This is a genomic window from Pseudomonas sp. CMR5c, assembly GCF_003850545.1.
Lineage (GTDB): Bacteria > Pseudomonadota > Gammaproteobacteria > Pseudomonadales > Pseudomonadaceae > Aquipseudomonas > Aquipseudomonas piscis.
Window position 1 is genome coordinate 6,743,521 of record NZ_CP027705.1, and the last position, 23,823, is coordinate 6,767,343.

Consider the following 23,823-nt stretch of genomic DNA (forward strand, 5'->3'; position numbering starts at 1 on the left):
GTCCGTACTCACAAGGCAGGGTGAATGACCGTTGAGGAAAAACTTTCCATCGACTGTATTGTTATAATATAACATGTCGAATCTTTTCCAACGACGGACCTGCTCATGAACGCGCTGACTCTGCCGGATATCGCCGCGCAGGCCTCACGCCAAGCCTTGCCACTGGACTGGGTCGGCATGTGTGGCATCGCCTTACCTGTAGTGATAGATGGCCAGCGAACCGCCGCCCTGGCCGACGCCGGGGTCAGCCTCGACGATGGCGAGGCCCGGGGCATCCACATGTCTCGCCTGTACCTGGCCCTGGAGATGCTGGAGCAGCAGAACCTGAATCCGGCCTTGCTGCGTCGGGTGCTGCAACGCTTCCTCGACAGCCATGAAGGCCTGGCGCAACACGCCTACCTGCGCCTTCACCTGGACCTGCTGCTCAAGCGTCCAGCCTTGGTCAGCCCATTGGCTGGCTGGAAGCGCTATCCGCTGAGCATCGAAGCGCGTTTGAAAAATGCGATGTTCCACGTGGAACTAAAAATCGACGTGTCCTATTCCTCAACGTGCCCCTGCTCTGCAGCGCTTGCTCGGCAGCTTATCCAGCAGCAATTCGTCGACGACTTCGCCAACAAGACCTTGCAACATGCCGAAGTCCTGGCCTGGTTGGGGTCGTCCCAAGGCATCGTCGCCACGCCCCACAGCCAGCGCAGCCACGCTGAACTGCGCCTGCAACTGGACAACTTCGTCGACGAATTACCGCTGATCGCGGTGATCGACGACGCCGAGAACGCCCTGGGCACCGCCGTGCAAACCGCCGTAAAACGGGCCGACGAGCAGGCCTTTGCCCTGGCCAACGGACAGAACCTGATGTTCTGCGAAGACGCCGCTCGCCGCCTCAACCTGGCCCTGCGCCGCTCTCCCGGAATCAACGCCTTCGTCCTGCGAGTGGTACATGCAGAAAGCCTGCACGCCCATGACGCCGTGGCGGAAAGCCGCTGGAACTGGGAGGCCTGATGCTGCGCTGCCACGCCTTGCGCTGGGGGCCGCCAGGCCAGCCCCTGACTCCACCGCTGGATCTGCATCTGGCGAGCGGCAGCCTGAGCGCGATCATTGGCGCCAACGGCTCGGGTAAAAGCAGCTTGCTGAAAGTCTTCGCCGGCCTGCAAAAGCCGCTCTCGGGAAAGGTGGAGCGCAGCGAGCCCGGCCGTGGCGGCCTGGCTTTCCTGCCCCAGCAACAGCACCTGGACCGGCAGTTCCCCATCAGCCTGGCGGAACTGGTGCTCGCCGGCCTGTGGGGCAAGCGCGAGAGCGCTGCGCGCCGGGCGTACAAACTTGAAGAGGTGCTCATCGACTGGCAACTGCAAGGCCTGGAGAAACGTCCGTTGATGGCCCTGTCCGGCGGAGAGCTGCAACGCGCTCTGCTGGCCCGGTTGACCCTCACCGAAGCGCCCTTGCTGTTGCTGGACGAACCCCATGCCGCCCTCGACGAGTCCGGGCAGGCCCTGCTTTGGCAGCACCTGCATCGTTGGCACGCCCAGGGCCGCACCCTGGTGGTGGTCTGCCATGACCTGCCCGCGGTGCGCCAGCATATTCCCCAGGCCCTGCTGCTCAAGCACAGCGGCTGTGTGTTCGCCCCCAGCCATGAGCTGATCACCCACAGCCCGCCCGGGCAGGTGGCTTGATGCACCTCATCAGCCACCTCTGGCACCCCTTCAACGAGTTCATGTTCATGCGCCGAGCTTTGCTAGGCGGCCTGCTCCTGGCCTGTAGCACCGCTCCCCTGGGTGTGTTCCTGATCTTGCGGCGCATGAGCCTGATCGGCGATGCGGTGGCCCACGGCATTCTCCCCGGGGCGGCCCTGGGCTTCTGGTTCTCTGGCCTGAGCCTGTCGGCACTGACCCTCGGGGGGCTTGGCGCGGGACTGGGCATGGCCGGGTTGGCGGCCTGGATCACCCGGCGCACCGGGCTACGGGAAGACGCCAGCATTGCGGCCATCTACCCGATCTCCCTGGCCGCCGGCGTGTTGATTCTGGGGCTGGCCGGAAAGCGCCTGGATCTGCTGCACCTGTTGTTCGGCTCAGCCCTGGCAGTGGATGGGCCGACCCTGGACGGCATGTTGATCGTCTCGGTCGTCAGCCTGCTGGCCATGGCCCTGATCTACAGGCCACTGCTGCTGGATACCCTCGATCCGCTGTTCCTGCGCAGCGTCAGCCGACTCGGCCCCCTGGCCCATGGACTGTTCCTGACCCTGGTGGTGCTCAACCTGGTGATCGGCTTCCAGGCCATCGGGGCCTTGATGGTGGCGGGCCTGATGATGCTGCCAGCCGCCGCTGCGCGTTTCTGGAGCCGGCGCCTGCCAGCACTGGTCGGTATCAGCGCAGCCCTGGGCTGCCTGTCGGTGTGGCTCGGCCTGTTGCTGTCGTTCCACTACTCGCTGCCCAGCGGCCCGGCCATCGTGCTGATAGCCGGCGGCTTGTACTTGCTGTCGGTGGTGTTCGGTCCGGTCCACGGCCTGCTGCACCGCCCGCCCCTGCCTTCATCCCTGTGAGGTTCTTGCCGATGCGCGCCCTACTCGTGCTGTCCAGCCTGCTGCTGTCCCTGTGCTTATCCAGTGCCCAGGCGGCGGACAAAATTGCCGTGGTCACCAGTTTCAGCATTCTCGCCGACATGACCCGCGAGGTCGGTGGCGAGCACGTACGGATCAGCAACCTGGTGGGTGCCGACGAAGACGCCCACACCTATGAACCCACGCCGGACGATGCCAAGGCGCTGCTCGGTGCTCGGCTCATCATCAAGAACGGCCTGGGCTTCGAACCCTGGCTCGACCGCCTGGTCGCCAGTACCGCTACCCCGGCCACCGTGATTACCGCCAGCCGTGGCGTGATCCCGCGCAGCCTGGAAGAAGACGGCGAGAAAATCCCCGACCCTCACGCCTGGCACAACCTGGCCAACAGCGAACTTTATGTTAACAACATCACCAAGGCGCTGATCGCCGCCGACCCGGCCCATCGCAGCGACTACGAACGCAACAGCCAGGCCTACCTCAAGCGCATCTACCAGCTGCTGGCCGAAGCCAAGGCCAAGCTCGGCGCCCTGCCGCCGGGCAATCGGCGGATCGTCACCTCCCACGATGCCTTCGGTTACCTGGGCCAGGCCTACGGTATCGAGTTCCTCGCACCCCAGGGCCTGTCCACCGAGCGTGAGCCCTCGGCGGCGGAAGTCGCCGCGCTGATCACCCAGATCCGCGCAGCCAAGGTCAAGGCGGTGTTCATGGAGAACATCAAGGACGCGCGCCTGCTCAAGCAGATCGCCGCAGAAAGCGGCGCGCGCATCGGCGGCACCTTGTATTCCGATGCGCTGGCCGCCAGTGGCCCGGCGAGCACCTTCACCGGCCTGTTCCAGGCCAATCTCGACACCCTGTACCAGGCCCTGAGCCAGCCATGAACCCGACTCCACCGCTATCGCTGCTGGACCTGGAAGCTGCACCCCGGGGCAGCCGCTGGCCATTGGCCGAGGTGCTCGATGCCCTGCCCTGGAACGCCGACGGCCTGATCGCCGCCATCGCCCAATGCCACGACAGCGGCGCCGTGCTGATGCTGGCCTGGATGAATCGTCAAGCCCTGGCCGAGACCCTGGCCAGCGGCCAGGTCTGCTACTGGTCGCGTTCACGCCGCTGCCTGTGGCGCAAGGGCGAGAGTTCCGGGCATCGCCAGCGCCTGGTGGAGGCTCGCCTGGATTGCGACGGCGATGCCGTGCTGTTGCGGGTGCAACAGAGCGGACCGGCCTGCCACACCGGGCGCCCCAACTGTTTCTACAACGCCATTCGCGATGGCGCGGTGGAAGTCATCAGTTCTCCCTTGAAGGACCCGCGCCATGATCCGTAAGAACCCATCCGGCGACCTGCCGGTGATCGCCGAATCCGCCTACGTGGACAAGACCGCCATCATCTGCGGCAAGGTGGTGATCGGCGAGAACGTCTTCGTCGGCCCCTATGCCGTGATCCGCGCCGACGAGGTGGATGCCGACGGCCAGATGGAAGCCATCACCATCGGCGCCAATTCGAACATCCAGGACGGCGTGGTGATCCATTCCAAATCCGGCGCGGCGGTGACCATCGGCCAGTACAGCTCCATCGCCCACCGCTCCATCGTCCACGGTCCGTGCGTGGTCGGTGATCGGGTGTTCATCGGTTTCAACAGCGTGCTGTTCAACTGCGTGGTCGGCGACGGCAGCGTAGTGCGCCACAACTCGGTGGTGGACGGACGCGACCTGCCCCAGGGTTTCTACGTACCCTCCACCACCCGTATCGGGCCCAAGACCGACCTCGGGCAGTTTCCTCCGGTGAGCGTCAGCGCCTCGGAGTTTTCCGAGGACGTGGCGCGTACCAACGTCGACCTGGTGCGTGGCTACAAGGCCCTGCAGAACGAGTTTTGAACATGGGCCGAATCCTCATCCGCAACGCCCGCCTGGTGAACGAGGGCCGACAGTTCGAGGCCGACCTGCTGGTACACAACGGTCGCATCGAAACCATCGGCAGCCTCGACCACCTGAGCGCCGAGCTGGAGATCGACGCCCAGGGCCAGTGGCTGCTGCCGGGCATGATCGATGACCAGGTGCACTTTCGCGAACCCGGCGCGCCGGACAAGGGCAGCTTGCACAGCGAGTCACGGGCGGCGGTGGCCGGCGGCATCACCAGCTTCATGGACATGCCCAACACCTCGCCCGCGACCCTGACCCTCGAGGCGCTGGAAGACAAGCAACGCCGCGCGGCCAAACACTCGGTGGCCAACTACGGTTTTCACTTCGGGGTCAGCAACGACAACCTCGACATCATCGCCGCCCTCGATCCCACTACCGTAGCCGGGGTCAAGGTGTTCATGGGCGCTTCCACCGGCAACATGCTGGTGGACGACCCCCAGGTGCTGGATCGCTTGTTTCGCCAGGTGCCGACCATTCTCCTGGCCCACTGCGAACACACGCCGAGCATCCAGGTCCGCCAGCAACGCTGGCAGCAGTTGTATGGTGAACAGATTCCCGCCGCCGCCCATCCACGCATCCGCGACGCCGACGCCTGCTATCGCTCCTCATCCATGGCCGTGGCCCTGGCCAGGCGCCACGGCACCCGCCTGCATGTGCTGCACCTGACCAGCGCCCGGGAACTGGCGCTGTTCGAGGACCGGCCCCTGGCACAAAAGCGCATCACCGCCGAAGTCTGCGTGCATCACTTATTGTTCGATGACCGGGATTACTCACGCCTGGGGCACCTGATCAAATGCAACCCGGCGATCAAGTCCCAGGCTGACCGCGACGCACTGCGCCAGGCCCTGAACAGCCAGCGCCTGGATGTCATCGGCACCGACCATGCGCCCCACACCTGGGCGCAGAAGCAACTGCCCTACACCCGGGCCCCTGCCGGGCTGCCGCTGGTGCAACACGCGCTGCCGGCGCTGCTGGAACTGGTGGCCGACGGCGTGCTGCCGCTGACCACCCTGGTGGAAAAGACCAGCCACCGGGTGGCCGACCTGTTCGCCATTCCCGACCGTGGCTACTTGCGAGAAGGCTACTGGGCCGACCTGGTGCTGGTTCGCCCGGAACCGTCAGGCCAGGCGGTGGACGAGCAACCGATCCTGGCCCGCTGCGGCTGGACGCCCTTCAGTGGCCAGCACTGGCGGCATAGCGTGAGCACCACCCTGGTCTCCGGGCAGCTGGCCTGGCACCAGGGCCGCTTGAACGAGGATTGCCAGGGCTTGCCCCTGCGCTTCACCCGCTAGCCGCCCTGCCCTGGGCTCAGGAAGCGCGCGGCTTGACCGTGCCGCAATCCTGGCCGAGCCACACTGCACGGGTATCCATGCTGCCTTTCTGCTGCATGCCGGTGGCGTTGAAGGTGCCGATCACGTTGGTGGTGAATTCACGGTCGCTGATGAACTTCGCTACGCCACTGCCCTGGGCCTTGGGACAGCTGAAGCGAAACTTCCACTGGTTGCCGTTGCGCTCGGTGACTTGCTGCTGGCAACCCGATTGCGGGTCCTGCAGCGGGATGGTGTCGGACTTCACCTGCTCCGGGGTCAGGCAAACGCGAATACCCTTGCCGCCCATGGTCACGCCCTGCTTTTCCAGCATGGCCCGCTGCTGCGGGGTCATCTGTTGCTGCAGCTGGCCGAGGATCAGCGACAGGTCCGGCAGGTTCTGGTCATCGATCTTCATGTTGCTGCTGGTCAGCTCCCACAAGCCCGGCTGCAACACCTGCGCCTGCGCCACCACCGGCAGCGCCAACCCCGCAGCCAAGGCCCAACCCAGTAAACGAAGTTTCATCGAATGACTCCTAGACAATAGTGGCCGTTAGACTTCGGCCAGGGCCCGGCGTTGCATGGGCAAGAAAATAGCGACATTCGCCCAGGATCGTGGTCTGTTAACGGATACCCCGGCATCGAATCTTCAGGAGCATGGCTGCCCCATGGATTATTTTGGCCCACACCCTTTCGGTTATCTCATCGCACTGCTGCATTTTCTCGGGCTGATCGCCGCAATCCATGCAGTGCTCACGGTCCGCACCGCCCAAGGCGCCATCGCCTGGGCCCTGTCGCTGCTGTTCATGCCCTACCTGACGCTGATTCCCTACCTGGTATTCGGCCGCAGTACTTTCGATGCCTACATCCAGGCCCGGCGCCAGGCCAACGTGGAAATGCACAAGGCCATCAACGACCTGAACTGGCGTCCCTGGGTCGAAGAAGCCCTCACCGCCCGCGCGTCCAAGGCCTACGCCGCACTGCGGGCCATGCCCAAGCTGGGGCGCATGCCCTGCCTGGCCAATAACCAGGTGCGGCTGCTGGTCAACGGCGATGCCACCTTCGAGGCGATCTTCAATGCCATCCGCCGCGCCCACAAGGCGGTGCTGATCCAGTTCTTCATCATCCACGACGACGAACTGGGCCGGCGCCTGCAGCGCCTGTTGCTGGAGAAGGCCCGGGAAGGCGTGACAATCCACCTGCTGTTCGACCGCATCGGCAGTCACTCGCTACCGGCCAGCTATGTGCAGACCCTGCGCGACGCTGGAGTCCAGGTACACGCCTTCGCCACCCGCAGCGGCTGGCTCAACCGCTTCCAGGTCAACTTCCGCAACCATCGCAAGATCGTGGTGGTGGACGGCATGCTGGGTTTCGTCGGTGGGCATAACGTGGGCGATGAATACCTGGGCCTGAAGCCGCCCCTGGCGCCCTGGCGCGATACCCATGTGCAGGTCGGCGGCCCGGTGGTGGCCTGCCTGCAGGAGTCATTCGCCGAAGACTGGTTCTGGGCCACCCGCGAGCTGCCGCCGCTGATCCTGCCGGACACCTACCCCGATGGCGGCGTGCTCTGCCAGCTGCTGGCCAGTGGCCCGGCCGACGCCTACGAAACCTGCTCGCTGTTCTTCGTCGAGGCGATCCACGCCGCCACCGAACGGGTGTGGATCACCAGTCCGTATTTCATTCCCGATGAAGCGGTGTTCGCCGCCCTACGCCTGGCGGTATTGCGCGATGTGGATGTGCGCATCCTGCTGCCGGCACGCCCGGATCATCGCATCGTCTATGCTGCTTCCAGCCTGTACGCCTTCGAGGCGGTGCGCGCCGGAGTGCGGGTGTTCCGCTACCAGCCCGGCTTCCTGCACCAGAAAGTGGTGTTGATCGACAACGAGATCAGCGCCATCGGCAGCGCCAACCTGGATAACCGTTCGTTCCGGCTGAATTTCGAAGTGATGCTGCTGACCGTGGACGAAGGCTTCGCCACTCAGGTGCAGGACATGCTGGAAGCCGACTTCGCCAGGGCGCGGGAAGTGGCCAAGGAAGAAAGCCGCCAGACCCACCGCCTGCAACAACTGGGCATGCGGGTCGCGCGGCTGATTTCTCCGATCCTGTGAAGACGGCCCTTATGGGTTGTAGAGGTCGTCGCGGGTCCATGGCAGTTCATGGCTACCATCGGCGTGGGCTTTGACCGCAAGAATCTGGTGCAGGTTGATCCAGCCCTTGGCGAAGGCGTAGGCGCAACCTGCCAGGTACACCCGCCAGATCCGCAGCGCCTGCTCCGGCACTTGCTTGGCCGCGGCTTCCAGGTTGTCCTCCAGGCGCTCGCTCCAGTGATCCAGGGTGCGCGCGTAATGCATGCGCAGGCTTTCCACATCGACGATTTCCAACCCGGCCTCGCTGATCTGTGCGGAGATCATCGACAGGTGCGGCAGCTCGCCGTTGGGGAAGACATAACGCTCGATGAAGTCCCCTGCTCCCCGGCCAACGGGGCGGCCGTCGGTGTGCTTGGCGGTGATTCCGTGGTTCATCACCAGGCCGCCTTCACGCACGGCGCCGAACAGGGTCCGGCAGTATTCCGGCAGGTTGGCGTGGCCCACGTGCTCGAACATGCCGACGCTGACCACCTTGTCGAAGCGGCCATCCTGGGGCAGGTCGCGGTAGTCCAGCAATTGCAGTTCCACCAGGTCTTCCAGGCCCTCGGCCTTGACCCGCTCACGGCCCAGGGCCAGTTGCTCCTTGCTCAGGGTGATGCCGAAGACCTTGGCGCCGAACTCGCGGGCGGCATAGCGGGCCAGCCCGCCCCAGCCACAGCCGACGTCCAGCAGGTAGTCGCCCGGTTGCAGCCGCAGCTTGCGGCACAGGTGGCGGAACTTGGCCTGCTGGGCTTGCTCCAGGGTCTCGCTGCCGGTCTCGAAGTAGGCACAGGAATACGCCATGTCGCTATCCAGCCAGAGCTGGTAGAAGGCATTGGACAGGTCGTAATGGTAGGAAATGGCGGCGGCATCGGTGGCCTTGTCGTGCAGCGAACGCACGGGCTGGTCGCCTTCGTCGTCATCCAGCAGGGCCTGGCTCAGCTCGTCGCAGACCCGGATGACTTCGCTGATGGAGCCCTCGAGCTCCAGCTTGCCCTCGACGAACGCGCCCCCCAGCGCATCCAGGCTTGGGTGGGTGAGCTGCGCGACCAGCTGTGGGTCCTTGACCACGATGGTGACGTTGGGCTCGGGCCCGAGATTGAACTCATGGCCGTCCCAAAGTCGCAGCCGCAAGGGCAATTGCAGATTCTGTAAGGCCGGTGGAAGTTGCGCGAGCATGGAAAATCCCCCCTTGTTCAGACGTCTGGAATGAGGGTAGACCATCCCTGAAAATTAGCAGGCTATCGATCTGATAGCGGTTTTCTATGATCAGCTGTGCTGCACCAAGCCATCCTCGACCCACTGTTTCAGCCAGGACGCCGCCTGCAATGGGGCTCCCTCTTCATAAGTGACGGCCAGCTCGGCACAGAGTTCCGCGAAACTCCACTGCCCTGCGCTCATGCCCCGCAGTGCCCGGGCCTCGTCAGTTGCCAGGCTGCGATACCGGCAAATCCGCTGCGCACGCCACACCAGGCAGACCTGCTCTTGTTCAAGTAAAGCAGGCAGGGGGAAATCCGCCCGGTCCTTGACCGCCCGCCACTGCGCCAGGCTGTTGTAGCGCAGTGCCAGCCACTGCACGCATGGCGCCAGGCGCAATTGCAAACCGGGCCATTGCCCCGGCGCCAGGGCCGCCATGGCCGCTATATCCAGCACCGCCGCCTCAGGGGCATCGAACGCCAGGGTGAAGGCCCATTCCAGGCGCGCCAGCTCGGCCAGGGGCAGGTCCTGCTCGGCCGGCAGATGCTCCTGGAGAAAATCGGCGAACCCCTGCCCCAGCCAGCGCAGGCTGAAATGCCGGGACGGCGAGCGCTCCAGGTAGGCAGCGACCAGGGCGCTGAACTGCTGGTCGCCGAGCCAGTGGCGGATGCTGGGGAAGTCGCTATCCATTACCTCCTGCAGTCGGGCCCGATAGGCGTGGTGGTAGATCGCCAGGCCGCTGGCGACATCCAGGCTCGGCCCGCCCACCAGGCTGTGCTGCAACCCTGGCTCGGCCACTGGCTGCCCGCCCAGCAGATAGCGCTCGAAAGCCCGCTGCCAATCGTTCAGGCGCATCGCTGCCTCCCGGCCAGGGCTTGCTGCCCCAACTCCCGGGCCTTGCCCAGTTCGGCGAGCAACTGCTCAAGTGGCGGCAACTGATCGTCACGCTCCAACAATGTCGCCACCGGCCCCAGGTGTTCGAGGGTGCGCTGGTACAGCGCCCAGACCGGATCGCACACTGGCTGGTCGTGGGTATCGATCACGTAGTCACCATGGTCCTGGTGGCCGGCCAGGTGCAGTTGGCGTATTCGCTTGGGCGGCAGCCCCTTGATGAACTGCCAGGGATCGAAACCATGGTTGCGCGAGCTGACATAGACATTGTTCACGTCCAGCAGCAGCTCGCAGCCACTGAGCTGGCTCAAGGCCGAGAGGAATTGCCACTCGCTGAATTCGTCGTTCGCGGCCCGCACATAACTGGAGACGTTCTCCAGCACCAACGGCCGCTCCAGCACCTCCTGCACCTCACGCACCCGGCCGGCCACGTAGTGCAGGCTTTCCTCGGTATAGGGCAACGGCAACAGGTCGTGCAGGTGATGGGCATTGCCCCGGCTCCAGCACAGATGGTCGGAAATCCAGGCCGGACGTACTCGCCCGGCCAGCGTCTTGAGCTGCGCCAGGTAATCGTGGTCCAGGGAGTGGGGGCCGCCGATGGACAACGACACCCCGTGCATCACGATGGGGTAGCGCTCGGCGATGGCATCCAGGTAATACAGGGCCTTGCCGCCCTGGACCATGAAGTTCTCGGACACCACCTCGAACCAGTCCACCGCTGGGTGCTCATCGAGGATCTGCTGGTAATAGGCACTGCGCAGGCCCAGGCCATAACCCAGGCAAGAAGGAACATCGGACATCGCCAACTCCTCGCCGAGTGGCCGCAGCGGGCGTCCCCACCGCGGCAGCACTCGATCGCCGTTTACTCGCCGACCTTGCCGCCGGCCTTGTCACAGGCCGCCTGGGTCATGATCTTGAAGCCCTGGCCCTTGCAGGCGCCCATGCCCTTGCAGGCATGGTCCTTGGTCTTGCAGTCGTTCTGGCCTTTGCAACCGTTGACACCGTAGCAGTGCACCTGGGCATCGGCAGCCATCGCCTGGGTGGCGACGCCGGCGAACAAGCCAGCAGCAGCGAAAGCCAGGGCGGCGCCGGCAGCGGTTTTCTTCATGTTCATCTTGGGTTTCCTCTAGTAGTCGATCGCAAGGGTGGTGCCGGGGCGGCCTGGGCAGCCCCGTCATGTCACTAGAGAAAGGAAGGCTCCCGGCGTTACAGCCGGGATAAAAATAAATGCCGCCTGGTCAGGACTTGGCCAGGGGCTCCTGGAAACGCAGCAAGCGCCCGGCATTGCCCAGCACCAGCAAGGTGCTGAGGTTGTGCAGCACGGCGGCGATCATCGCCCCCGCGGCTCCCAGCCAGCCGAATGCGGCGAAGGCGACGATGGCCAGGGTCCAGCCCAGGCCGATGACCACATTGGCCTGCAAGGTACGCCGGCATTCACGGCTCAAGCGCACGCAGGTGCCCAGGCGTCGCAAGTCGCTGCCGATCAGCACCACGTCGGCCGAGGCCAGGGCGATATCGGCACCGCCCGCCCCCATGGCCACCCCCACGACCCCAGCCTTGAGAGCCAGGGAATCGTTGATACCGTCGCCGACCACCATGGGTCGGAAGCCCTTGTCGATCTCTCCCAGCACACGCTCGAGCTTGCCCTGGGGCAGAGCCTGGGCCTCGACATCGCTGATGCCCACCTCCCGCGCCAGGCTGTCCGCCACGCTTTGCCGGTCGCCGGTGAGCAACAACTGGCGGCCCAACCCCAACTCCCGCAGTTCTTGCAGGGCCTGGGCCGCTTCGGGCTTGACGCTGTCGGCCAACAACAGCCAACCGAGGAACTCACCATTGAGCGCCAACCCGGCGATCGGCCCGTCATGGGTCGGCACCGGACTGGTGTCGATCCCCAACTGGATGAACAGTTCGGGCCGGCCCAGGGCCGCCTGGCCTTCGTCGGTGCGCGCGACCACCCCCAGGCCCTGGCGCTCATGAATATCCCCAAGGGCCCACTGCTGCTCTGGCGGCACCAGTGCTGCCAGCGCCCGGCTGACCGGGTGACTGCTGGCCGCGCCGAGGCTGGCGGCAAGGCTGAGCAGTGCCCGACGGTCCTCCAGGGGGGTGTCCACCGCTTGCAAGCGCAGGGTGCCGAAGGTCAGGGTGCCGGTCTTGTCCACCACCAGGGACGTCAGATCCGCCAGCTCTTCGAGAAACGCCGAGCTGCGAATCAGGATGCCGTGCCGCGCCGCCACGGCGATCCCGGCGATGGCGGTGGCCGGCGCCGAAAGCACCAACGCACAAGGGCAAGCCGCCACCAGTACGGCGAGCATGGCCTGGGCATCGTTGGTAATGAACCAGGTCACCGCCGCCAGCAGCAGCACCAGCACCAGATAGCTGCCGGCATAGCGTTCCAGCAGGCGGGTAATGGGTGGCTTGGCGCGTTCGGCGTTCTGCATCAGGGCGATCACCTTGCCCAGGGTCGACTCCTCGCCAGTGCGAGTCACTTCCAGGCGCAGCAGGCCATCGAGGTTGATCGCGCCCCCGAATACCTGCATGCCCACGCTCGCTTCCAGTGGCACCGATTCGCCGGTGATAGGCGCGGTGTCCAGGCTCGCCTGGCCCGATACCACCACGCCGTCGGCAGGCACCCGGTCCCCGGCGCGCACTTCCACCAGGTCGCCGGTCCTGAGGCTGGCGTTATCCACTTCCTGCACGCTGCCATCGGCCTGTACCTGCCGCGCCTGGCTGCGGGTCAGGCGGCCCAGGGCATCGATGGCTTCCTGGGAACCGATCACGCTGCGCTCTTCCAGCACATGGCCGAAGATCATGATGATCGGCAGCAAGGCGGCGGTCAGCAGGTCTCCCGTGGCCCAGGCGCCGAGCATGGCCAGGGCGATCAGTTGGTCGGTGATGCCGTGCAGGCTCGGATAGCGCAGGCTGAACCAGGCCGAACGCAATACAGGTACGGCCACCAGCAAGGAAGCAACGCCCAGCAACAACTGGCTGACACCGACTTGCTCGGGCGCCAGCCAGCGCCATGCCAGGCCCAGGCCCAGCAAGCCGAGGGCGAGCATGGCCAGGGTCAGTTGACGGGCGGCGCTGCGCTGTTCAGCGCTGGTCAACATGCTGGCAGGCGCCGCATGGGTAGAAGCGGTCATCGTTCAGCTCCCTGGATGATCAAGCGGGAATCGTCTTTGGGGTCGACCGTCGTCACCGAGCCCGACTGGCGCAGAATCTGCGGCAGGCGCTCACGATAGATGCGCAGCAGCATCTGCGGGTCGCTGCCATTGCGTTGCTCCTGGGCCAGGCTTTGGACCGTGGCGGTCTGCGCCCGGGCCAGGGCCAGGCGCTCGCTCGCCTGGGCGTGGGCCACTTGCAGGCTGCGGTCGGCTTGCTGGTTGGCGCCCTGGGTGAGTTTTTCCGCTTCGGTACGCGCGTTGGCCACGGCCTTGTCGGCCTGCTGGCTGGCCGTCAGCACGGCATTGAAAGCGTTGACCGCAGGCTCGGGCAGGCTCGACTGCACGTCGACCCGGGTCGCTTCGATACCTATGCCCTGGCCAGTGGCGGCCAGCTCGGCCAAGCGCTGGTTGATCCCCTGGAGCAGATCGCCACGCAGCCGCTCACGGCGTTCGGCGGCCTGGTGATCGCTGCCGAGCAACTCCGGACGTGCCACCAGGATGGTGTCCAGGTCGCGGGCCGCAGCCAGGCTAACGGCGCTGCGGGTCGCCAGGCGGTCCAGGGCCGGCAGCACATGCTCGCCTTGCAAGACATAGGCATAAGGATCGCTGACCTTGTAGAACACCCGGACGTCCAACTGCACCACGCCGGCGTCGCCGGTTAGCAGGTAGCCCGAACCGGCCAGGGTATCGTTCAACGGCGTGGCCAGGGTCGCCACCCGGTCTCCTTGCACTGCGGCTTGGGAGCGCAACAGTCCCTCGATGCGCCGCTCCAGTACCCGGTCGGCGGCCGGCAACAACACCACCTGCTCGAAAGGCCGGGGCCAGGCCAGCAGCAGCCCGGCATTCTGCACCCGGGCCAGGGCACCGAAATGCATGACCAGGGCGCGGTCTTGCGGATCGATCTGACGAACGTTGGACAAGGCCCAAGCCAATGCAGCGAGGATGGTCACCACATACAGGCCGATGAATGCCAGGCGCCCTGCCTGGATCCATGGGCTATCCAATTGATTTGTTCCACGTGGAACGCTGTTCATGGCTGCGTTCCAGACGCTTTGTTCGGCAAACTCGGCGGCCCATCCACCAACACCCGGAACGGCGCGGCATCGGTACGCAGGATCAGGCGAGTGCTCGGATTGACCACCGTGCCCAAGGTGTCCAGGGAGCGCAGCAGGTTATACAGCTGTGGCGAACTGGCGTAGGCACGGCCGTAGATCTGCGCCGCTTCGACCCTGGATTGCGCTTCTATATCAGCCGCCTTCACCGTGGCGTCGGCTTGCACTATGCGTGCATCGCGCTCGGCAGCGGAACGGATCTGCGCCGCTTCGCGCTTGCCCACGGCAGTGCGTTCGGTGGCGATGGTTTCACGCTCGGCGCGCATGCGATCCACCGTAGCGGTGAGGGTCACCGACGGCAGGGTCAAGCGCTCGATACCCACCTGCACCACTCGCACGCCGTAGGTGGACAGCAATTGCTGGTCGATCTGCTGGCGCAGCCGGCTTTCGAAATCGCCAATGCGGACCTTGCCGGCATCGGTGTTCACCAGATCGGCCAGATCGAAGCTGCTGGCGGTGGTTTCCAGGGCCGAACCAACGAAGGTGCGAATCTGCCGCGCCGCTTCGTCCGGCTGGTTCTGCACCGCCCGCATGAAGCGTTGCACATTATCCGGGTCGCCCTGTACCCGCCAGGCCACATAGGCCTGGACGATGATCCGCAGGCCATCACGGGTACCTACGTCCTGCAAGCCGCTGGAGGTGGTACGCAGGCGCAGGTCCACCGGGATCGCCGCTTCGAAGGGCGCCGGCCAGCGCCAGTTCAGCCCCGGCTCCAGCAGGACCCGGGCCGGGTTGCCGAAACGGGTGATCACCGTGGCTTCGCCGGAACGCACCTGCACCAGGCTCGCGGCCGCCAGGGCGAACGCCACCAGCGATGCCGCCCAGCCCATGCGCCGCCAGGGAAAGGGCCCTTCCTGCGCTGGCGCGCCATGGTGATGGTGGTGATGCCCATGATGGTGGTGATGGCCGTGCCCATGGTCGTGGCCGGCGTGCTCGGAGTGGGAATGGGTGTGGGAAGACTGGCTCAATGGGCGGCTCCTGGCTGGGCGGCTTTACGCGGCGCCAGCGGGTCGGCGGGCAAGGTGAAGGTACGCAAGTCGAGGGTTGGCGCACTGTCGCCACCCAGACGGTGATCGAGGATCAACAACTGGGCCTTGCCCAGGCCCTGGATCAGTTGGCCGAAGTACTGTTCCAGGATGAAGGCCTGGCCCGCACCGGCGTAGGCCTTCTGCTCGGCGGCGAACCGCAGGTCGGCCGTCTGGGCCTCGGCCTGGATCTCACGCGCCGTGGCCCGCGCCTTATCGTTGACTTCGCTGGCTTGCAATTGCGCCTGGTTGGTTTGTTCAGCCGCGGCTCCACGCTCCCGGGAAATCAGCGCCTGGGCGCCAATCTGCGCGGCCTGTACACCGTGGTAGGCATTGGCTGCACCAGCCGGTGGGTGAATGGCCTCGACCACGGTGGCGAGAATCTCCACGCCACTGTCGAGCCTGGACAGATCGGCCTGCACCGCGTGGCCGATATCCTCGGCCAGGCGCGTGCGGTCTTCGCCCAGCAGGCCATCGAGGGTGCGCGAGGCGAAATCGTGCACCAGTACCCGGCTGGCGGTACTGCGGATCAGCGACGGCACATCGTTGCTGTTGTAGGTCGCTGCCAGCGCTGCTGCGTCATCCAGGCCGATGCGGTAAACGAAGCGCACGTCCATGTTGACGATCTGGAAGCTCTGCTGGTGGTCATCGCCACTGGCGATCACCTGGGATTTGTCATTCACGTGGCTGGCGTCCCACAAACGATTGGCAATCGCCGGTGCCGGCCCTTCCGCCGCTGCCGGCTCGATCGGTTGCGGGGTTTCGCCCACGCTGGTGGCCAACTCATGGACCACGCCGTTTTCCACCGTCAGCACCCGCCCCAGGGGCCAGGGCAAACCCAGGTGCAGGCCTGGGCCGAAAACCGTTACCGGCTTGCCGAAACGCTCGTAAATACCGCGATTGTGCAGCGAAATCTCATGAACCCCGGTCAATAACCAACCTACCGCAAGGATCAGCGCCAGTACCGGCAGAAACGCCCGACGCATGTAGGCAAAGGCCCAGACCTGGCGCAAATCGATACCGAACCTGTTGTGCAGTTCGTTTTGCAGGCTGAGCAGCGGTTGCGGCGGCCAGCGCAACAAGTCGGCGACGAAGCTATGGGCCAACAGCCGTGGCTCAAGGGCCTCACGCTGGGGACTGAACAACGACAACAGCGCCCGTAGCAGCAACTCACCAGCCACCAATGCTGGCAACAGGCCCATCAATACCGCCAGGCGCACCGGCCACAGGGCGCTGTCGCTGCCGAACAACAAGCACAAGGCGCCCACCAGCAAGCACAGGATGGCCACCCGCAGCAGCTGCGCCACGGCTCCGGCCTCCGGCCATTCACTCGGGTGCTCCTGGGCCAGCTGGCGTTCCAACACCAGCAAGGCGAAGGCCAGCAACAACAGCAGCACGGCGACGACACTGGCGCTCAGGCCCAGGGCCGTGGCGGGCAGCGCCAGATTGAAGACCTGCGCCAGGCAGTACAGGGCCAGCAGCGACCAGCCAGCGAGCCACAGGGTCGGGGCGCCGATCTGCTGCAACAGGCGCCGGGCACGGGCGCCCAGGATGGAAGCGAAGAACCCGGCAGGCGCCGTCTCGGACGTCTCCACCGGCGTCGGTGGCACCAGCACGTCCTCCCGCCAGCGGCTCACCCAGCACGCCGACTGCAGGCCCGCCACCACCACCAGCAAGGCACAGGACAGGTTCACCAGCACTACCGGCCAAAGGGTCAGCGCGGCGAACAAATCGACGAACAGCGCCGCCACCAATCCCAACACCGCCAGCCCCAGCAGGCCACCGCCCCAACGCTGCAAACGCCCGGCGTGGAACGCCGCGCGCTGGAAGCGTGGCAAGCCGGCCACATCCACCCTTTGCGTCTCAAGATCGACCTGCATACCACCCCGCCGCTCTGCTCCGGCCCTGTGGAGGGACCCACCGCCGAAATTTTTGGATACAACTCGTTACTGTATAACGATTCTGGTGAAATTTTTGTCGCCCGCCATGTCTTTTCATCCAATGCATGCGTCGTAGAACCGAAAGATCGCTGTTTGCTCAAATGCCACAACTTGTGATGTCGGCCCCCGGCATTTACGGCAATAATCCAGCCCTGCTTCCCGCGTGCGACAAGGAAACGTCCCATCATGCTTTCGATCTACCAGCTCAAACCACGCTTTCAGAACCTGCTGCGGCCATTGGTGCAACGCCTCTACGCCAACGGCACCACGGCCAACCAGGTCACCGTGCTGGCCGCGGTGGTTTCCCTGCTGGTGGGCGCGCTGGTGGCCTTGTTCGCCAACCACGCCTGGCTCTTCGCCCTGATCCCCTTGTGGATGATCCTGCGCATGGCGCTCAACGCCATCGACGGCATGCTGGCCCGGGAATTCGGCCAGCAGTCGCGCCTGGGCGCCTACCTCAACGAACTCTGCGACGTAGTGGCCGACAGTGCCCTGATCCTGCCCTTCGCCCTGCTGCCCGGAGTCAACCTGGCGCTGGTGCTGGCGGTGACCCTGCTGGCGTTGTTCAGCGAGTACGCCGGGGTACTGGGGCCGATGGTCGGCGCCTCCCGACGCTATGACGGCCCAATGGGCAAGAGCGACCGGGCCTTCGTCCTCGGCGTGCTGGCCACCGGCATCGCCCTGGGCTGGCTCGGCGCCCTGTGGATAAACGCCGCGCTGGCGCTGGTCGCCGCCTTGCTGGTCTACACCCTGATCAACCGGGTCCGCCAGGGCCTCAAAGAAGTTCAGCACAACGCTCCCTCTGCATAAGGAAATGGCTATGCGCGAAGCCCAACACCAGACGTTCCGGACCCATGATGGTGTCGAACTGTTCTACCGCCACTGGCCAGCCACCGAAGTGGCTCCTGGCGAGCCGCGCCAGGCGGTGATGCTGTTCCACCGCGGCCACGAGCACTCCTGGCGCATCGCCCACCTGGTGGACGAGCTGGACCTGCCGCACATCGATTTCTTCGCCTGGGATGCCCGTGGCCACGGCCAGTCGCCGGGTGCCCGGGGTGACAGCCCGAGCTTCGCCACCAGCGTGCGCGACGTGCAGACCTTCTGCGACCACCTGGGCAGCGCCCACCAGATCGCCGAAGAAAACATCGCCGTGGTGGCCCAGAGCGTCGGCGCGGTGATTGCCGCCACCTGGGTCCACGACTACGCGCCGCGGATCCGCTCCCTGGTGCTGGCCTCCCCGGCCTTCAAGGTCAAGCTCTACGTACCGTTCGCCCGTCCCGGCCTGGCCCTGATGCGGCGCTTTCGCGGCAACTTCTTCGTCAACAGCTACGTCAAGGCGCGCTTCTTGAGCCACGACCCGCAACGAGTCGAGAGCTATGACAGCGATCCGCTGATCACCAAGGCGATTTCGGTCAACGTCCTGCTGGGCCTGTATGAAGCGGCAGACCGGGTGGTGGCCGATGCCCAGGCGATCCAGGTGCCGACCCAGCTGCTGATCTCCGGGTCCGACTTCGTGGTGCATCGCAAGCCCCAGGAGCAGTTCTTCGAGCGCCTGGGCAGCCTGCGCAAGGAAAAGCACATCCTCCCGGGCTTCTTCCACGACACCCTGGGCGAAAAGGAACGCGCCCCGGCCATGGCCAGCATCCGGCGCTTCATCCTGCATAACTTCACCCTTCCTTTGCAGCGCCCTGCCCTGCTGGACGCCGACCGCCTGGGCGCCACCTGCGCCGAATCCGAGGCCCTGGCCGCGCCGCTGCCACGCAACTCCCTGCGCGACCTGTACTGGCGGGCTACCCGCGCCAGCATGCGCCTGGGCAGCCAGTTATCGGCGGGGGTCAAGCTGGGGTTCGACACCGGCTTCGACTCCGGCAGCACCTTGGACTACGTCTACCGCAACCGCCCAACCGGACATACCCCGGTGGGGCGCTTGATCGACCAGAACTACCTGAACTCCATCGGCTGGCGCGGCATTCGCCAGCGCAAGCTGCATGTGGAAGAACTGCTGCGCCTGGCCATGGAACAGCTGCGTGGGCAAGGCAACGAGGTGCGCATCGTGGATATCGCCGCCGGCCATGGCCGCTACATCCTCGAGGCCCTGCAAGGCGTCGCGCCGCTGCCGGAATCGATCCTGTTGCGCGACTACAGCGATATCAACGTGCGCGACGGCAGCGCCCTGATCCAGGAAAAAGGCCTGGGCGACATCGCCCGCTTCGTCAAAGGCAACGCCTTCGATCGTGACGATCTCGCTGCCCTGGACCCCAAGCCGACCCTGGCGGTGGTTTCCGGCCTGTACGAGCTGTTCGCCGACAACCAGATGGTCGGCGACTCCCTGGCCGGGCTGGCCAGCGCCGTGGAGCCTGGCGGCTACCTGGTGTACACCGGCCAGCCCTGGCACCCGCAGCTGGAGCTGATCGCCCGGGCCCTGACCAGCCACCGCGAGGGCCAGGCCTGGGTCATGCGCCGCCGGACCCAGGCAGAGATGGACCAACTGGTGGAGGCCGCAGGCTTTCGCAAGGTGACGATGCGCGTGGATGAATGGGGCATCTTCAGCGTATCCCTGGCGCAGCGGGTGCAATGATGGCCACAGGCGCCCTGCCGGCGCGCGAACCCGGATTGCTCAAGCCCGCGGTGCTCTGGCTGCTGTTGCTGGCACCGTTGTTCTTCGGCACCTATGGCTTCGCCACCTGGGTCACTGCGCAGCGCGACGACGTCGCCAGCCTGGTCTTCGACTGGGAACGACACATGCCGTTCTGGGCCTGGACCATCGTCCCCTACTGGTCCATCGACCTGCTCTACGGCCTGTCATTGCTGCTGCCGCGCAGCCGCGACGAACTCAAGCGCCACGCCCTGCGCCTGCTCAGCGCCCAGGTGATCGCCGTCAGTTGCTTCCTGCTCTGGCCGCTGCGGTTCACCTTCCCCCGGCCGGAACTGGACGGGCTGTTCGGCTGGTTGTTCGCGGTGCTGGCGGGTTTCGACAAGCCCTTCAACCAGGCGCCGTCCCTGCACATCGCCCTGCTGGTGGTGCTGTGGGTCTGCTATGCGCGGCATATCCACGGGGCCTGGCGCTGGCTGGTGCATGGCTGGTTCGCGCTGATCGGGATTTCGGTACTGACCACTTATCAACACCACTTCATCGATGTGCCCACAGGCGCCCTGGCCGGCTGGCTGTGCGTCTGGTTGTGGCCGCTGGATCGTCCCAGCCCGCTGGCCAGCGCCCGCTTCAGCCATGACCCGCAGCGCCGCCGACTGGCCCTGCGCTATGCCCTGGGAGCTGCGACATTCACCCTGGCGGCCTGGGCCTGGGACGGCATCGGCCTGTGGCTGCTGTGGCCGGCGGTGGCGCTGCTGCTGGTGGCGGTGAACTATGCCTTGCTGGATGCCGCCGGCTTCCAGAAACGCGCCGATGGCCGCCTGAGCCCCGCCGCCCGCTGGCTGCTGGCGCCTTACCTGGCAGCGGCGTGGATCAACTCGCGGTTGTGGACAAGAAATCATCCACAACCGGACCAGGTTGTGGATAACGTCTGGCTGGGACGCTTGCCGACGCCGGCCGAACTGGACGCCAGCCCGTTCGCCGCGGTGCTCGACCTGTGCGCCGAGCTGTCCCTGGACGGCCGCTCGCTGGCGGCCTACCAGAGCCTGCCGCTGCTCGACCTGTGCGCACCGAGCCCGGCCCAATGCCTGGCCGCGGCCCAGGCCATCGAGCACCAGCGCCAGTACGGCGCGCTACTGGTGTGCTGCGCCCTGGGTTATTCGCGCAGCGCCACGGCGATTGCCGCCTGGCTGTTGCACAGCGGACGCGCGGCCACGGTAGACAGCGCCCTGGTCCAGTTGCGCAGGGCGCGGCCGCAAATCGTCCTGCATGCCGCCCATCGCCAGGCCCTGGAAAGCCTGGCCAACGCCAGGAGCCCAGCCCATGCCCACGCTCACCACTGACATGCAGTTGTACAGCGTCGCCAGCCTGCTGCGCCGAGGCCAGGTCCTGGACCAGTTATCCACAGGCCTGACCCTGCTCGGCGGCTTGTATGGCCTGGGCCAGTACCTGCTCGCCAGCGTTACCCTCGCCGGGCTGCTGCTGAGCCTCGCCCTGGTGGCCCTGGGGGTTGTGGAAAAGTACCTGGCACTGCGGGTGGCCTTCGATGCCGACCTGTTCCAGCGGGTGGCCGACGCCCCGACCTCCCTGGAGCACAGCACCCGCGCCCTGGACCAGGCCCTGGGCAGCCTCGGCCTGCAGCCCGTCGAGCACGGCGGACGGCCCTGGCACGAACGCAGCCAGGGTGCCCTGGGCCTGCTGCGGCGCCAGGCGCTGCTGCTGGCGACCCAAGTGCTGGTGCTGTTGAGCGTGATCCTGATCAGCCCCTGGCTGGCCTTTGCCGGATAAGGAATGCCCATGTTCGAACCCCTGGTTGCCAATCTCATCACCTCCGCCGCCCGCAGCATCACCGGCGCCCGCAGCCTGTGGCTGGGCTCGGCGCCACAGGCGGTGCAACGCATCTACTTCGCCAACCACAGCAGCCACGGCGACTTCGTGCTGCTGTGGGCCTCGCTGCCGCCGGCACTGCGACGCCTGACCCGTCCCGTGGCCGGCGCCGACTACTGGCAGAAAAGCGGCGTGCGGCGCTACATCATCAACCGGGTGTTCAACGGCGTGTTGATCGACCGCGAGCGCAAGGAGGCTGTGGATAACAATCCCCTGCAGCCGATGCTCGATGCCCTGGAGCAGGGCGATTCGCTGATCATCTTTCCCGAGGGCACACGCAATCCGGAAGACGGCCTGTTGCCGTTCAAGAGCGGCCTGTATCACCTGGCCAAGCGTTATCCACAGGTGGAGGTGATCCCGGTGTGGATCGCCAACCTCAACCGGGTCATGCCCAAGGGACGCTTCCTGCCCTTGCCGCTGCTGTGCACCACCAGTTTCGGCGCGCCCCTGGCGGTGGAAGACGGCGAAAGCAAGGAAGACTTTCTCGAACGCAGCCGCGCCGCGCTGCTGGCCCTGGCTCCGGAGCACGCCTGAAATGGATAAGCAGACCCTGATGTTGTTCGGCGGCATTGGCGCCATCCTGGTGCTGGCCTCGCTGATCGGATTGATCCTCAAGTGGCGTACCCGGGGCAGCCCCAACCCGGTGATCGACAACCTCAACGCGCGGATCAACGCCTGGTGGGTGATGGTGCTGGTGATCGGCATCGCCTTCTGGCTCGGCACCGCGGCGGTGATCCTGCTGTTCTATGCCGTGTCGTTCTATGCCCTGCGCGAGTTCCTGACCCTGACCCCGACCCGGCGCAGCGACTACCCGGCGCTGGTGGCGGCGTTCTACCTGGCCCTGCCCCTGCAGTACCTGTTGATCTATTCGGACTGGTACGGGCTGTTCTCGATCTTCATCCCGGTGTACGTGTTCCTGCTGCTGCCGATCCTCGCCTCCCTGGGCGGCGACAGCACGCACTTCCTGGAGCGCGCCTCCAAGGTCCAGTGGGGCCTGATGATCGCGGTGTTCTGCGTATCCTTCGTCCCGGCCCTGCTGACCCTGGACATCGCCGGCTACGAGGGCCGCAACCTGCTGCTGATCGCCTACCTGGTGATAGTGGTGCAGCTTTCGGACGTGTTGCAGTACGTCTGTGGAAAACTCTTCGGCAAGCGCAAGATCGCCCCCAACCTGTCGCCGTCCAAGACCGTCGAGGGTTTTGTCGGCGGCATCCTGCTGGCCTCGCTGATCGGCGGCGCGCTGTGGTGGATCACCCCGTTCAGCATCTGGCAGTCGTTCCTCATCGCCCTGCTGATCAACCTGCTGGGTTTTGCCGGCGGCATCGTGATGTCGGCGATCAAGCGCGATCGCGGGGTCAAGGACTGGGGGCACATGATCGAAGGCCACGGCGGCATGCTCGATCGCCTGGACTCGGTATGCTTCGCCGCGCCGATCTTCTTCCACCTGGTGCGCTACTGGTGGACCTGACCGGCCACTAGCAGCTTGCCCTGTGGCGAGCGTGCGCAAGCACCCTCGCCACGAACCAGGTCAGCCCGGCAGATGGCCCAGCGGCAAGGGGCCTGGGGTCTTCACCGTGTGGATCGCGAAGTTGCTGCGGATATCGCTGACCCCCGGGATCTTCAGCAGATGGCCGGTAAGAAAGCGGTCGTAACCCCGCAGGTCGGGCACCACCACTTGCAGCAGGAAGTCCGACTCGCCGGATACCAGGAATGCCGAGATCACCTCCGGCAACTGCAACACCGCCTGGCGGAAGGCTTCGGCTTCCGCATCGTTGTGCCGCTCGACCTTGACCCCGACGAACACCGTCAGCCCAAGCCCCACTTCATCCCGGGCCAGGACCGCCTGGTAGCCGCGGATCACCCCGGCCTCCTCCAGCATCCGTACCCGGCGCAGGCAGGGCGATGGCGACAGGCCGATCTCCTCCGCCAGTTGCACATTGCTCAGGCGGCCGTCGCGCTGCAGGGCGGCGAGGATCTTGCGGTCGTAGGCGTCGAGTTTAATGTTTGGCATATCCGGCTGGTCCTTTGGCTGAATCCTGGAAGATTATGCCAACTTCTGCTTCTTTGCTGGCTGATTACGCAAGCACCTGCCCTGCCCTCCAGCCCTAAACTGTGGGCACCGA

24 protein-coding genes are annotated in these 23,823 nt (G+C 65.6%); 14 read left to right on the plus strand and 10 right to left on the minus strand.

All coding sequences use genetic code 11. The annotated features are described in order from the left end of the window. Positions 1 to 105 precede the first annotated feature (105 nt). From folE2 to C4K40_RS31240, 7 genes are read left to right on the plus strand one after another with little or no spacing between them, the layout of a single operon-like run. Positions 106 to 999 (plus strand): GTP cyclohydrolase FolE2, encoded by an 894-nt coding sequence (folE2, locus tag C4K40_RS31210; RefSeq protein ID WP_053133467.1) that lies wholly within the window; start codon positions 106 to 108, stop codon positions 997 to 999. Then, positions 999 to 1,667, plus strand: coding sequence for a metal ABC transporter ATP-binding protein (locus C4K40_RS31215; RefSeq protein ID WP_053133464.1), 669 nt, complete (start codon positions 999 to 1,001; stop codon positions 1,665 to 1,667). Before folE2 ends, C4K40_RS31215 begins: the two co-directional genes overlap by 1 nt. Beyond that, on the plus strand, positions 1,667 to 2,533 hold the full coding sequence (locus C4K40_RS31220) for a metal ABC transporter permease (RefSeq protein ID WP_053133461.1): 867 nt from the start codon (positions 1,667 to 1,669) through the stop codon (positions 2,531 to 2,533). The genes C4K40_RS31215 and C4K40_RS31220 overlap by 1 nt, the downstream gene beginning before the upstream one ends. An 11-nt stretch (positions 2,534 to 2,544) precedes the next feature. Beyond that, on the plus strand, positions 2,545 to 3,429 hold the full coding sequence (locus tag C4K40_RS31225; RefSeq protein WP_053133458.1) for a metal ABC transporter substrate-binding protein: 885 nt from the start codon (positions 2,545 to 2,547) through the stop codon (positions 3,427 to 3,429). Further along, complete coding sequence (gene hisI, locus C4K40_RS31230) at positions 3,426 to 3,869, plus strand: phosphoribosyl-AMP cyclohydrolase (protein WP_053133455.1); 444 nt, start codon at positions 3,426 to 3,428, stop codon at positions 3,867 to 3,869. Before C4K40_RS31225 ends, hisI begins: the two co-directional genes overlap by 4 nt. After that, positions 3,859 to 4,419 (plus strand): carbonate dehydratase, encoded by a 561-nt coding sequence (locus C4K40_RS31235; protein ID WP_022641958.1) that lies wholly within the window; start codon positions 3,859 to 3,861, stop codon positions 4,417 to 4,419. The genes hisI and C4K40_RS31235 overlap by 11 nt, the downstream gene beginning before the upstream one ends. Positions 4,420 to 4,421: 2 nt before the next feature. After that, positions 4,422 to 5,756 (plus strand): dihydroorotase, encoded by a 1,335-nt coding sequence (locus C4K40_RS31240; RefSeq protein WP_053133453.1) that lies wholly within the window; start codon positions 4,422 to 4,424, stop codon positions 5,754 to 5,756. Between the two features lie 16 nt (positions 5,757 to 5,772). On the opposite strand, the gene C4K40_RS31245 is transcribed toward C4K40_RS31240, so the two are convergent. Continuing rightward, positions 5,773 to 6,297 (minus strand): DUF3617 domain-containing protein, encoded by a 525-nt coding sequence (locus C4K40_RS31245; protein WP_022641960.1) that lies wholly within the window; start codon positions 6,295 to 6,297, stop codon positions 5,773 to 5,775. A gap of 142 nt (positions 6,298 to 6,439) precedes the next feature. Here C4K40_RS31245 and cls point away from each other — a divergent pair, with 142 nt between their 5' ends. Continuing rightward, entirely contained in the window at positions 6,440 to 7,879 is a 1,440-nt protein-coding gene (gene cls / locus C4K40_RS31250; RefSeq protein WP_053133450.1) for a cardiolipin synthase, read from the plus strand. A 9-nt stretch (positions 7,880 to 7,888) separates the two neighbouring features. Here cls and cfaB read toward each other — a convergent pair whose 3' ends face one another. The 8 genes from cfaB to hflK (C4K40_RS31290) all read right to left on the minus strand — a co-directional run bounded on the left by cfaB (position 7,889) and on the right by hflK (C4K40_RS31290) (position 17,163). Next, positions 7,889 to 9,076: a C17 cyclopropane fatty acid synthase CfaB gene (cfaB, locus tag C4K40_RS31255; RefSeq protein WP_053133447.1), complete on the minus strand. Its 1,188-nt coding sequence runs from the start codon at positions 9,074 to 9,076 to the stop codon at positions 7,889 to 7,891. A 90-nt stretch (positions 9,077 to 9,166) separates the two neighbouring features. Beyond that, complete coding sequence (locus tag C4K40_RS31260) at positions 9,167 to 9,949, minus strand: DUF2063 domain-containing protein (RefSeq protein WP_053133444.1); 783 nt, start codon at positions 9,947 to 9,949, stop codon at positions 9,167 to 9,169. Next, positions 9,940 to 10,785 (minus strand): DUF692 domain-containing protein, encoded by an 846-nt coding sequence (locus C4K40_RS31265; RefSeq protein ID WP_022641964.1) that lies wholly within the window; start codon positions 10,783 to 10,785, stop codon positions 9,940 to 9,942. Before C4K40_RS31265 ends, C4K40_RS31260 begins: the two co-directional genes overlap by 10 nt. Positions 10,786 to 10,847: 62 nt before the next feature. Continuing rightward, on the minus strand, positions 10,848 to 11,099 hold the full coding sequence (locus tag C4K40_RS31270) for a membrane protein (protein ID WP_022641965.1): 252 nt from the start codon (positions 11,097 to 11,099) through the stop codon (positions 10,848 to 10,850). Positions 11,100 to 11,223: 124 nt separating this feature from the next. Continuing rightward, a complete protein-coding gene (locus C4K40_RS31275) occupies positions 11,224 to 13,125 on the minus strand; it encodes a heavy metal translocating P-type ATPase (RefSeq protein WP_124421377.1) in 1,902 nt (633 codons plus the stop codon). Further along, the gene (gene hflK / locus C4K40_RS31280; RefSeq protein WP_053137735.1) at positions 13,122 to 14,180 is read right to left on the minus strand and encodes a protease modulator HflK; all 1,059 of its coding nucleotides are present in this window, start codon (positions 14,178 to 14,180) and stop codon (positions 13,122 to 13,124) included. Before hflK (C4K40_RS31280) ends, C4K40_RS31275 begins: the two co-directional genes overlap by 4 nt. Then, complete coding sequence (gene hflC, locus C4K40_RS31285; protein ID WP_053137738.1) at positions 14,177 to 15,226, minus strand: protease modulator HflC; 1,050 nt, start codon at positions 15,224 to 15,226, stop codon at positions 14,177 to 14,179. The genes hflK (C4K40_RS31280) and hflC overlap by 4 nt, the downstream gene beginning before the upstream one ends. After that, entirely contained in the window at positions 15,223 to 17,163 is a 1,941-nt protein-coding gene (hflK, locus tag C4K40_RS31290; protein WP_053137741.1) for a protease modulator HflK, read from the minus strand. Before hflK (C4K40_RS31290) ends, hflC begins: the two co-directional genes overlap by 4 nt. 246 nt (positions 17,164 to 17,409) lie before the next feature. Here hflK (C4K40_RS31290) and C4K40_RS31295 point away from each other — a divergent pair, with 246 nt between their 5' ends. The 6 genes from C4K40_RS31295 to C4K40_RS31320 are packed head-to-tail and all read left to right on the plus strand — an operon-like array spanning position 17,410 to position 23,168. Then, positions 17,410 to 18,033, plus strand: coding sequence for a CDP-alcohol phosphatidyltransferase family protein (locus C4K40_RS31295; RefSeq protein ID WP_053137744.1), 624 nt, complete (start codon positions 17,410 to 17,412; stop codon positions 18,031 to 18,033). A gap of 10 nt (positions 18,034 to 18,043) precedes the next feature. Beyond that, positions 18,044 to 19,801: a bifunctional alpha/beta hydrolase/class I SAM-dependent methyltransferase gene (locus C4K40_RS31300; protein WP_053137747.1), complete on the plus strand. Its 1,758-nt coding sequence runs from the start codon at positions 18,044 to 18,046 to the stop codon at positions 19,799 to 19,801. Beyond that, positions 19,801 to 21,156, plus strand: coding sequence for a phosphatase PAP2/dual specificity phosphatase family protein (locus C4K40_RS31305; RefSeq protein WP_053137955.1), 1,356 nt, complete (start codon positions 19,801 to 19,803; stop codon positions 21,154 to 21,156). Before C4K40_RS31300 ends, C4K40_RS31305 begins: the two co-directional genes overlap by 1 nt. Further along, positions 21,137 to 21,601, plus strand: a complete 465-nt coding sequence (locus tag C4K40_RS31310; RefSeq protein ID WP_053137750.1) for a hypothetical protein — start codon at positions 21,137 to 21,139, stop codon at positions 21,599 to 21,601. Before C4K40_RS31305 ends, C4K40_RS31310 begins: the two co-directional genes overlap by 20 nt. 9 nt (positions 21,602 to 21,610) lie before the next feature. Continuing rightward, entirely contained in the window at positions 21,611 to 22,234 is a 624-nt protein-coding gene (locus C4K40_RS31315; protein ID WP_053137752.1) for a 1-acyl-sn-glycerol-3-phosphate acyltransferase, read from the plus strand. Between the two features lies 1 nt (position 22,235). Then, a complete protein-coding gene (locus C4K40_RS31320; RefSeq protein ID WP_053137755.1) occupies positions 22,236 to 23,168 on the plus strand; it encodes a phosphatidate cytidylyltransferase in 933 nt (310 codons plus the stop codon). 60 nt (positions 23,169 to 23,228) lie between these two features. Here the strand turns inward: C4K40_RS31320 and C4K40_RS31325 are convergent, their stop codons facing one another. After that, entirely contained in the window at positions 23,229 to 23,702 is a 474-nt protein-coding gene (locus C4K40_RS31325) for an Lrp/AsnC family transcriptional regulator (protein WP_031320754.1), read from the minus strand. Between the last annotated feature and the right edge of the window lie 121 nt (positions 23,703 to 23,823).

Excerpts from the sequence above, each read along its gene's own strand:
- C4K40_RS31245 (WP_022641960.1), bottom strand. The coding sequence starts at position 6,297 with ATGAAACTTCGTTTACTGGGTTGGGCCTTGGCTGCGGGGTTGGCGCTG.
- C4K40_RS31260 (WP_053133444.1), bottom strand. The coding sequence starts at position 9,949 with ATGCGCCTGAACGATTGGCAGCGGGCTTTCGAGCGCTATCTGCTGGGC.
- C4K40_RS31235 (WP_022641958.1), top strand. The coding sequence starts at position 3,859 with ATGATCCGTAAGAACCCATCCGGCGACCTGCCGGTGATCGCCGAATCC.
- C4K40_RS31215 (WP_053133464.1), top strand. The coding sequence starts at position 999 with ATGCTGCGCTGCCACGCCTTGCGCTGGGGGCCGCCAGGCCAGCCCCTG.
- C4K40_RS31305 (WP_053137955.1), top strand. The coding sequence starts at position 19,801 with ATGGCCACAGGCGCCCTGCCGGCGCGCGAACCCGGATTGCTCAAGCCC.
- C4K40_RS31315 (WP_053137752.1), top strand. The coding sequence starts at position 21,611 with ATGTTCGAACCCCTGGTTGCCAATCTCATCACCTCCGCCGCCCGCAGC.
- folE2 (WP_053133467.1), top strand. The coding sequence starts at position 106 with ATGAACGCGCTGACTCTGCCGGATATCGCCGCGCAGGCCTCACGCCAA.
- C4K40_RS31295 (WP_053137744.1), top strand. The coding sequence starts at position 17,410 with ATGCTTTCGATCTACCAGCTCAAACCACGCTTTCAGAACCTGCTGCGG.
- C4K40_RS31270 (WP_022641965.1), bottom strand. The coding sequence starts at position 11,099 with ATGAACATGAAGAAAACCGCTGCCGGCGCCGCCCTGGCTTTCGCTGCT.
- C4K40_RS31220 (WP_053133461.1), top strand. The coding sequence starts at position 1,667 with ATGCACCTCATCAGCCACCTCTGGCACCCCTTCAACGAGTTCATGTTC.
- C4K40_RS31320 (WP_053137755.1), top strand. The coding sequence starts at position 22,236 with ATGGATAAGCAGACCCTGATGTTGTTCGGCGGCATTGGCGCCATCCTG.
- cfaB (WP_053133447.1), bottom strand. The coding sequence starts at position 9,076 with ATGCTCGCGCAACTTCCACCGGCCTTACAGAATCTGCAATTGCCCTTG.
- C4K40_RS31265 (WP_022641964.1), bottom strand. The coding sequence starts at position 10,785 with ATGTCCGATGTTCCTTCTTGCCTGGGTTATGGCCTGGGCCTGCGCAGT.
- hflK (WP_053137735.1), bottom strand. The coding sequence starts at position 14,180 with ATGAACAGCGTTCCACGTGGAACAAATCAATTGGATAGCCCATGGATC.
- hflK (WP_053137741.1), bottom strand. The coding sequence starts at position 17,163 with ATGCAGGTCGATCTTGAGACGCAAAGGGTGGATGTGGCCGGCTTGCCA.
- hisI (WP_053133455.1), top strand. The coding sequence starts at position 3,426 with ATGAACCCGACTCCACCGCTATCGCTGCTGGACCTGGAAGCTGCACCC.
- cls (WP_053133450.1), top strand. The coding sequence starts at position 6,440 with ATGGATTATTTTGGCCCACACCCTTTCGGTTATCTCATCGCACTGCTG.
- C4K40_RS31310 (WP_053137750.1), top strand. The coding sequence starts at position 21,137 with ATGCCCACGCTCACCACTGACATGCAGTTGTACAGCGTCGCCAGCCTG.
- C4K40_RS31275 (WP_124421377.1), bottom strand. The coding sequence starts at position 13,125 with ATGACCGCTTCTACCCATGCGGCGCCTGCCAGCATGTTGACCAGCGCT.
- C4K40_RS31225 (WP_053133458.1), top strand. The coding sequence starts at position 2,545 with ATGCGCGCCCTACTCGTGCTGTCCAGCCTGCTGCTGTCCCTGTGCTTA.
- C4K40_RS31240 (WP_053133453.1), top strand. The coding sequence starts at position 4,422 with ATGGGCCGAATCCTCATCCGCAACGCCCGCCTGGTGAACGAGGGCCGA.
- C4K40_RS31300 (WP_053137747.1), top strand. The coding sequence starts at position 18,044 with ATGCGCGAAGCCCAACACCAGACGTTCCGGACCCATGATGGTGTCGAA.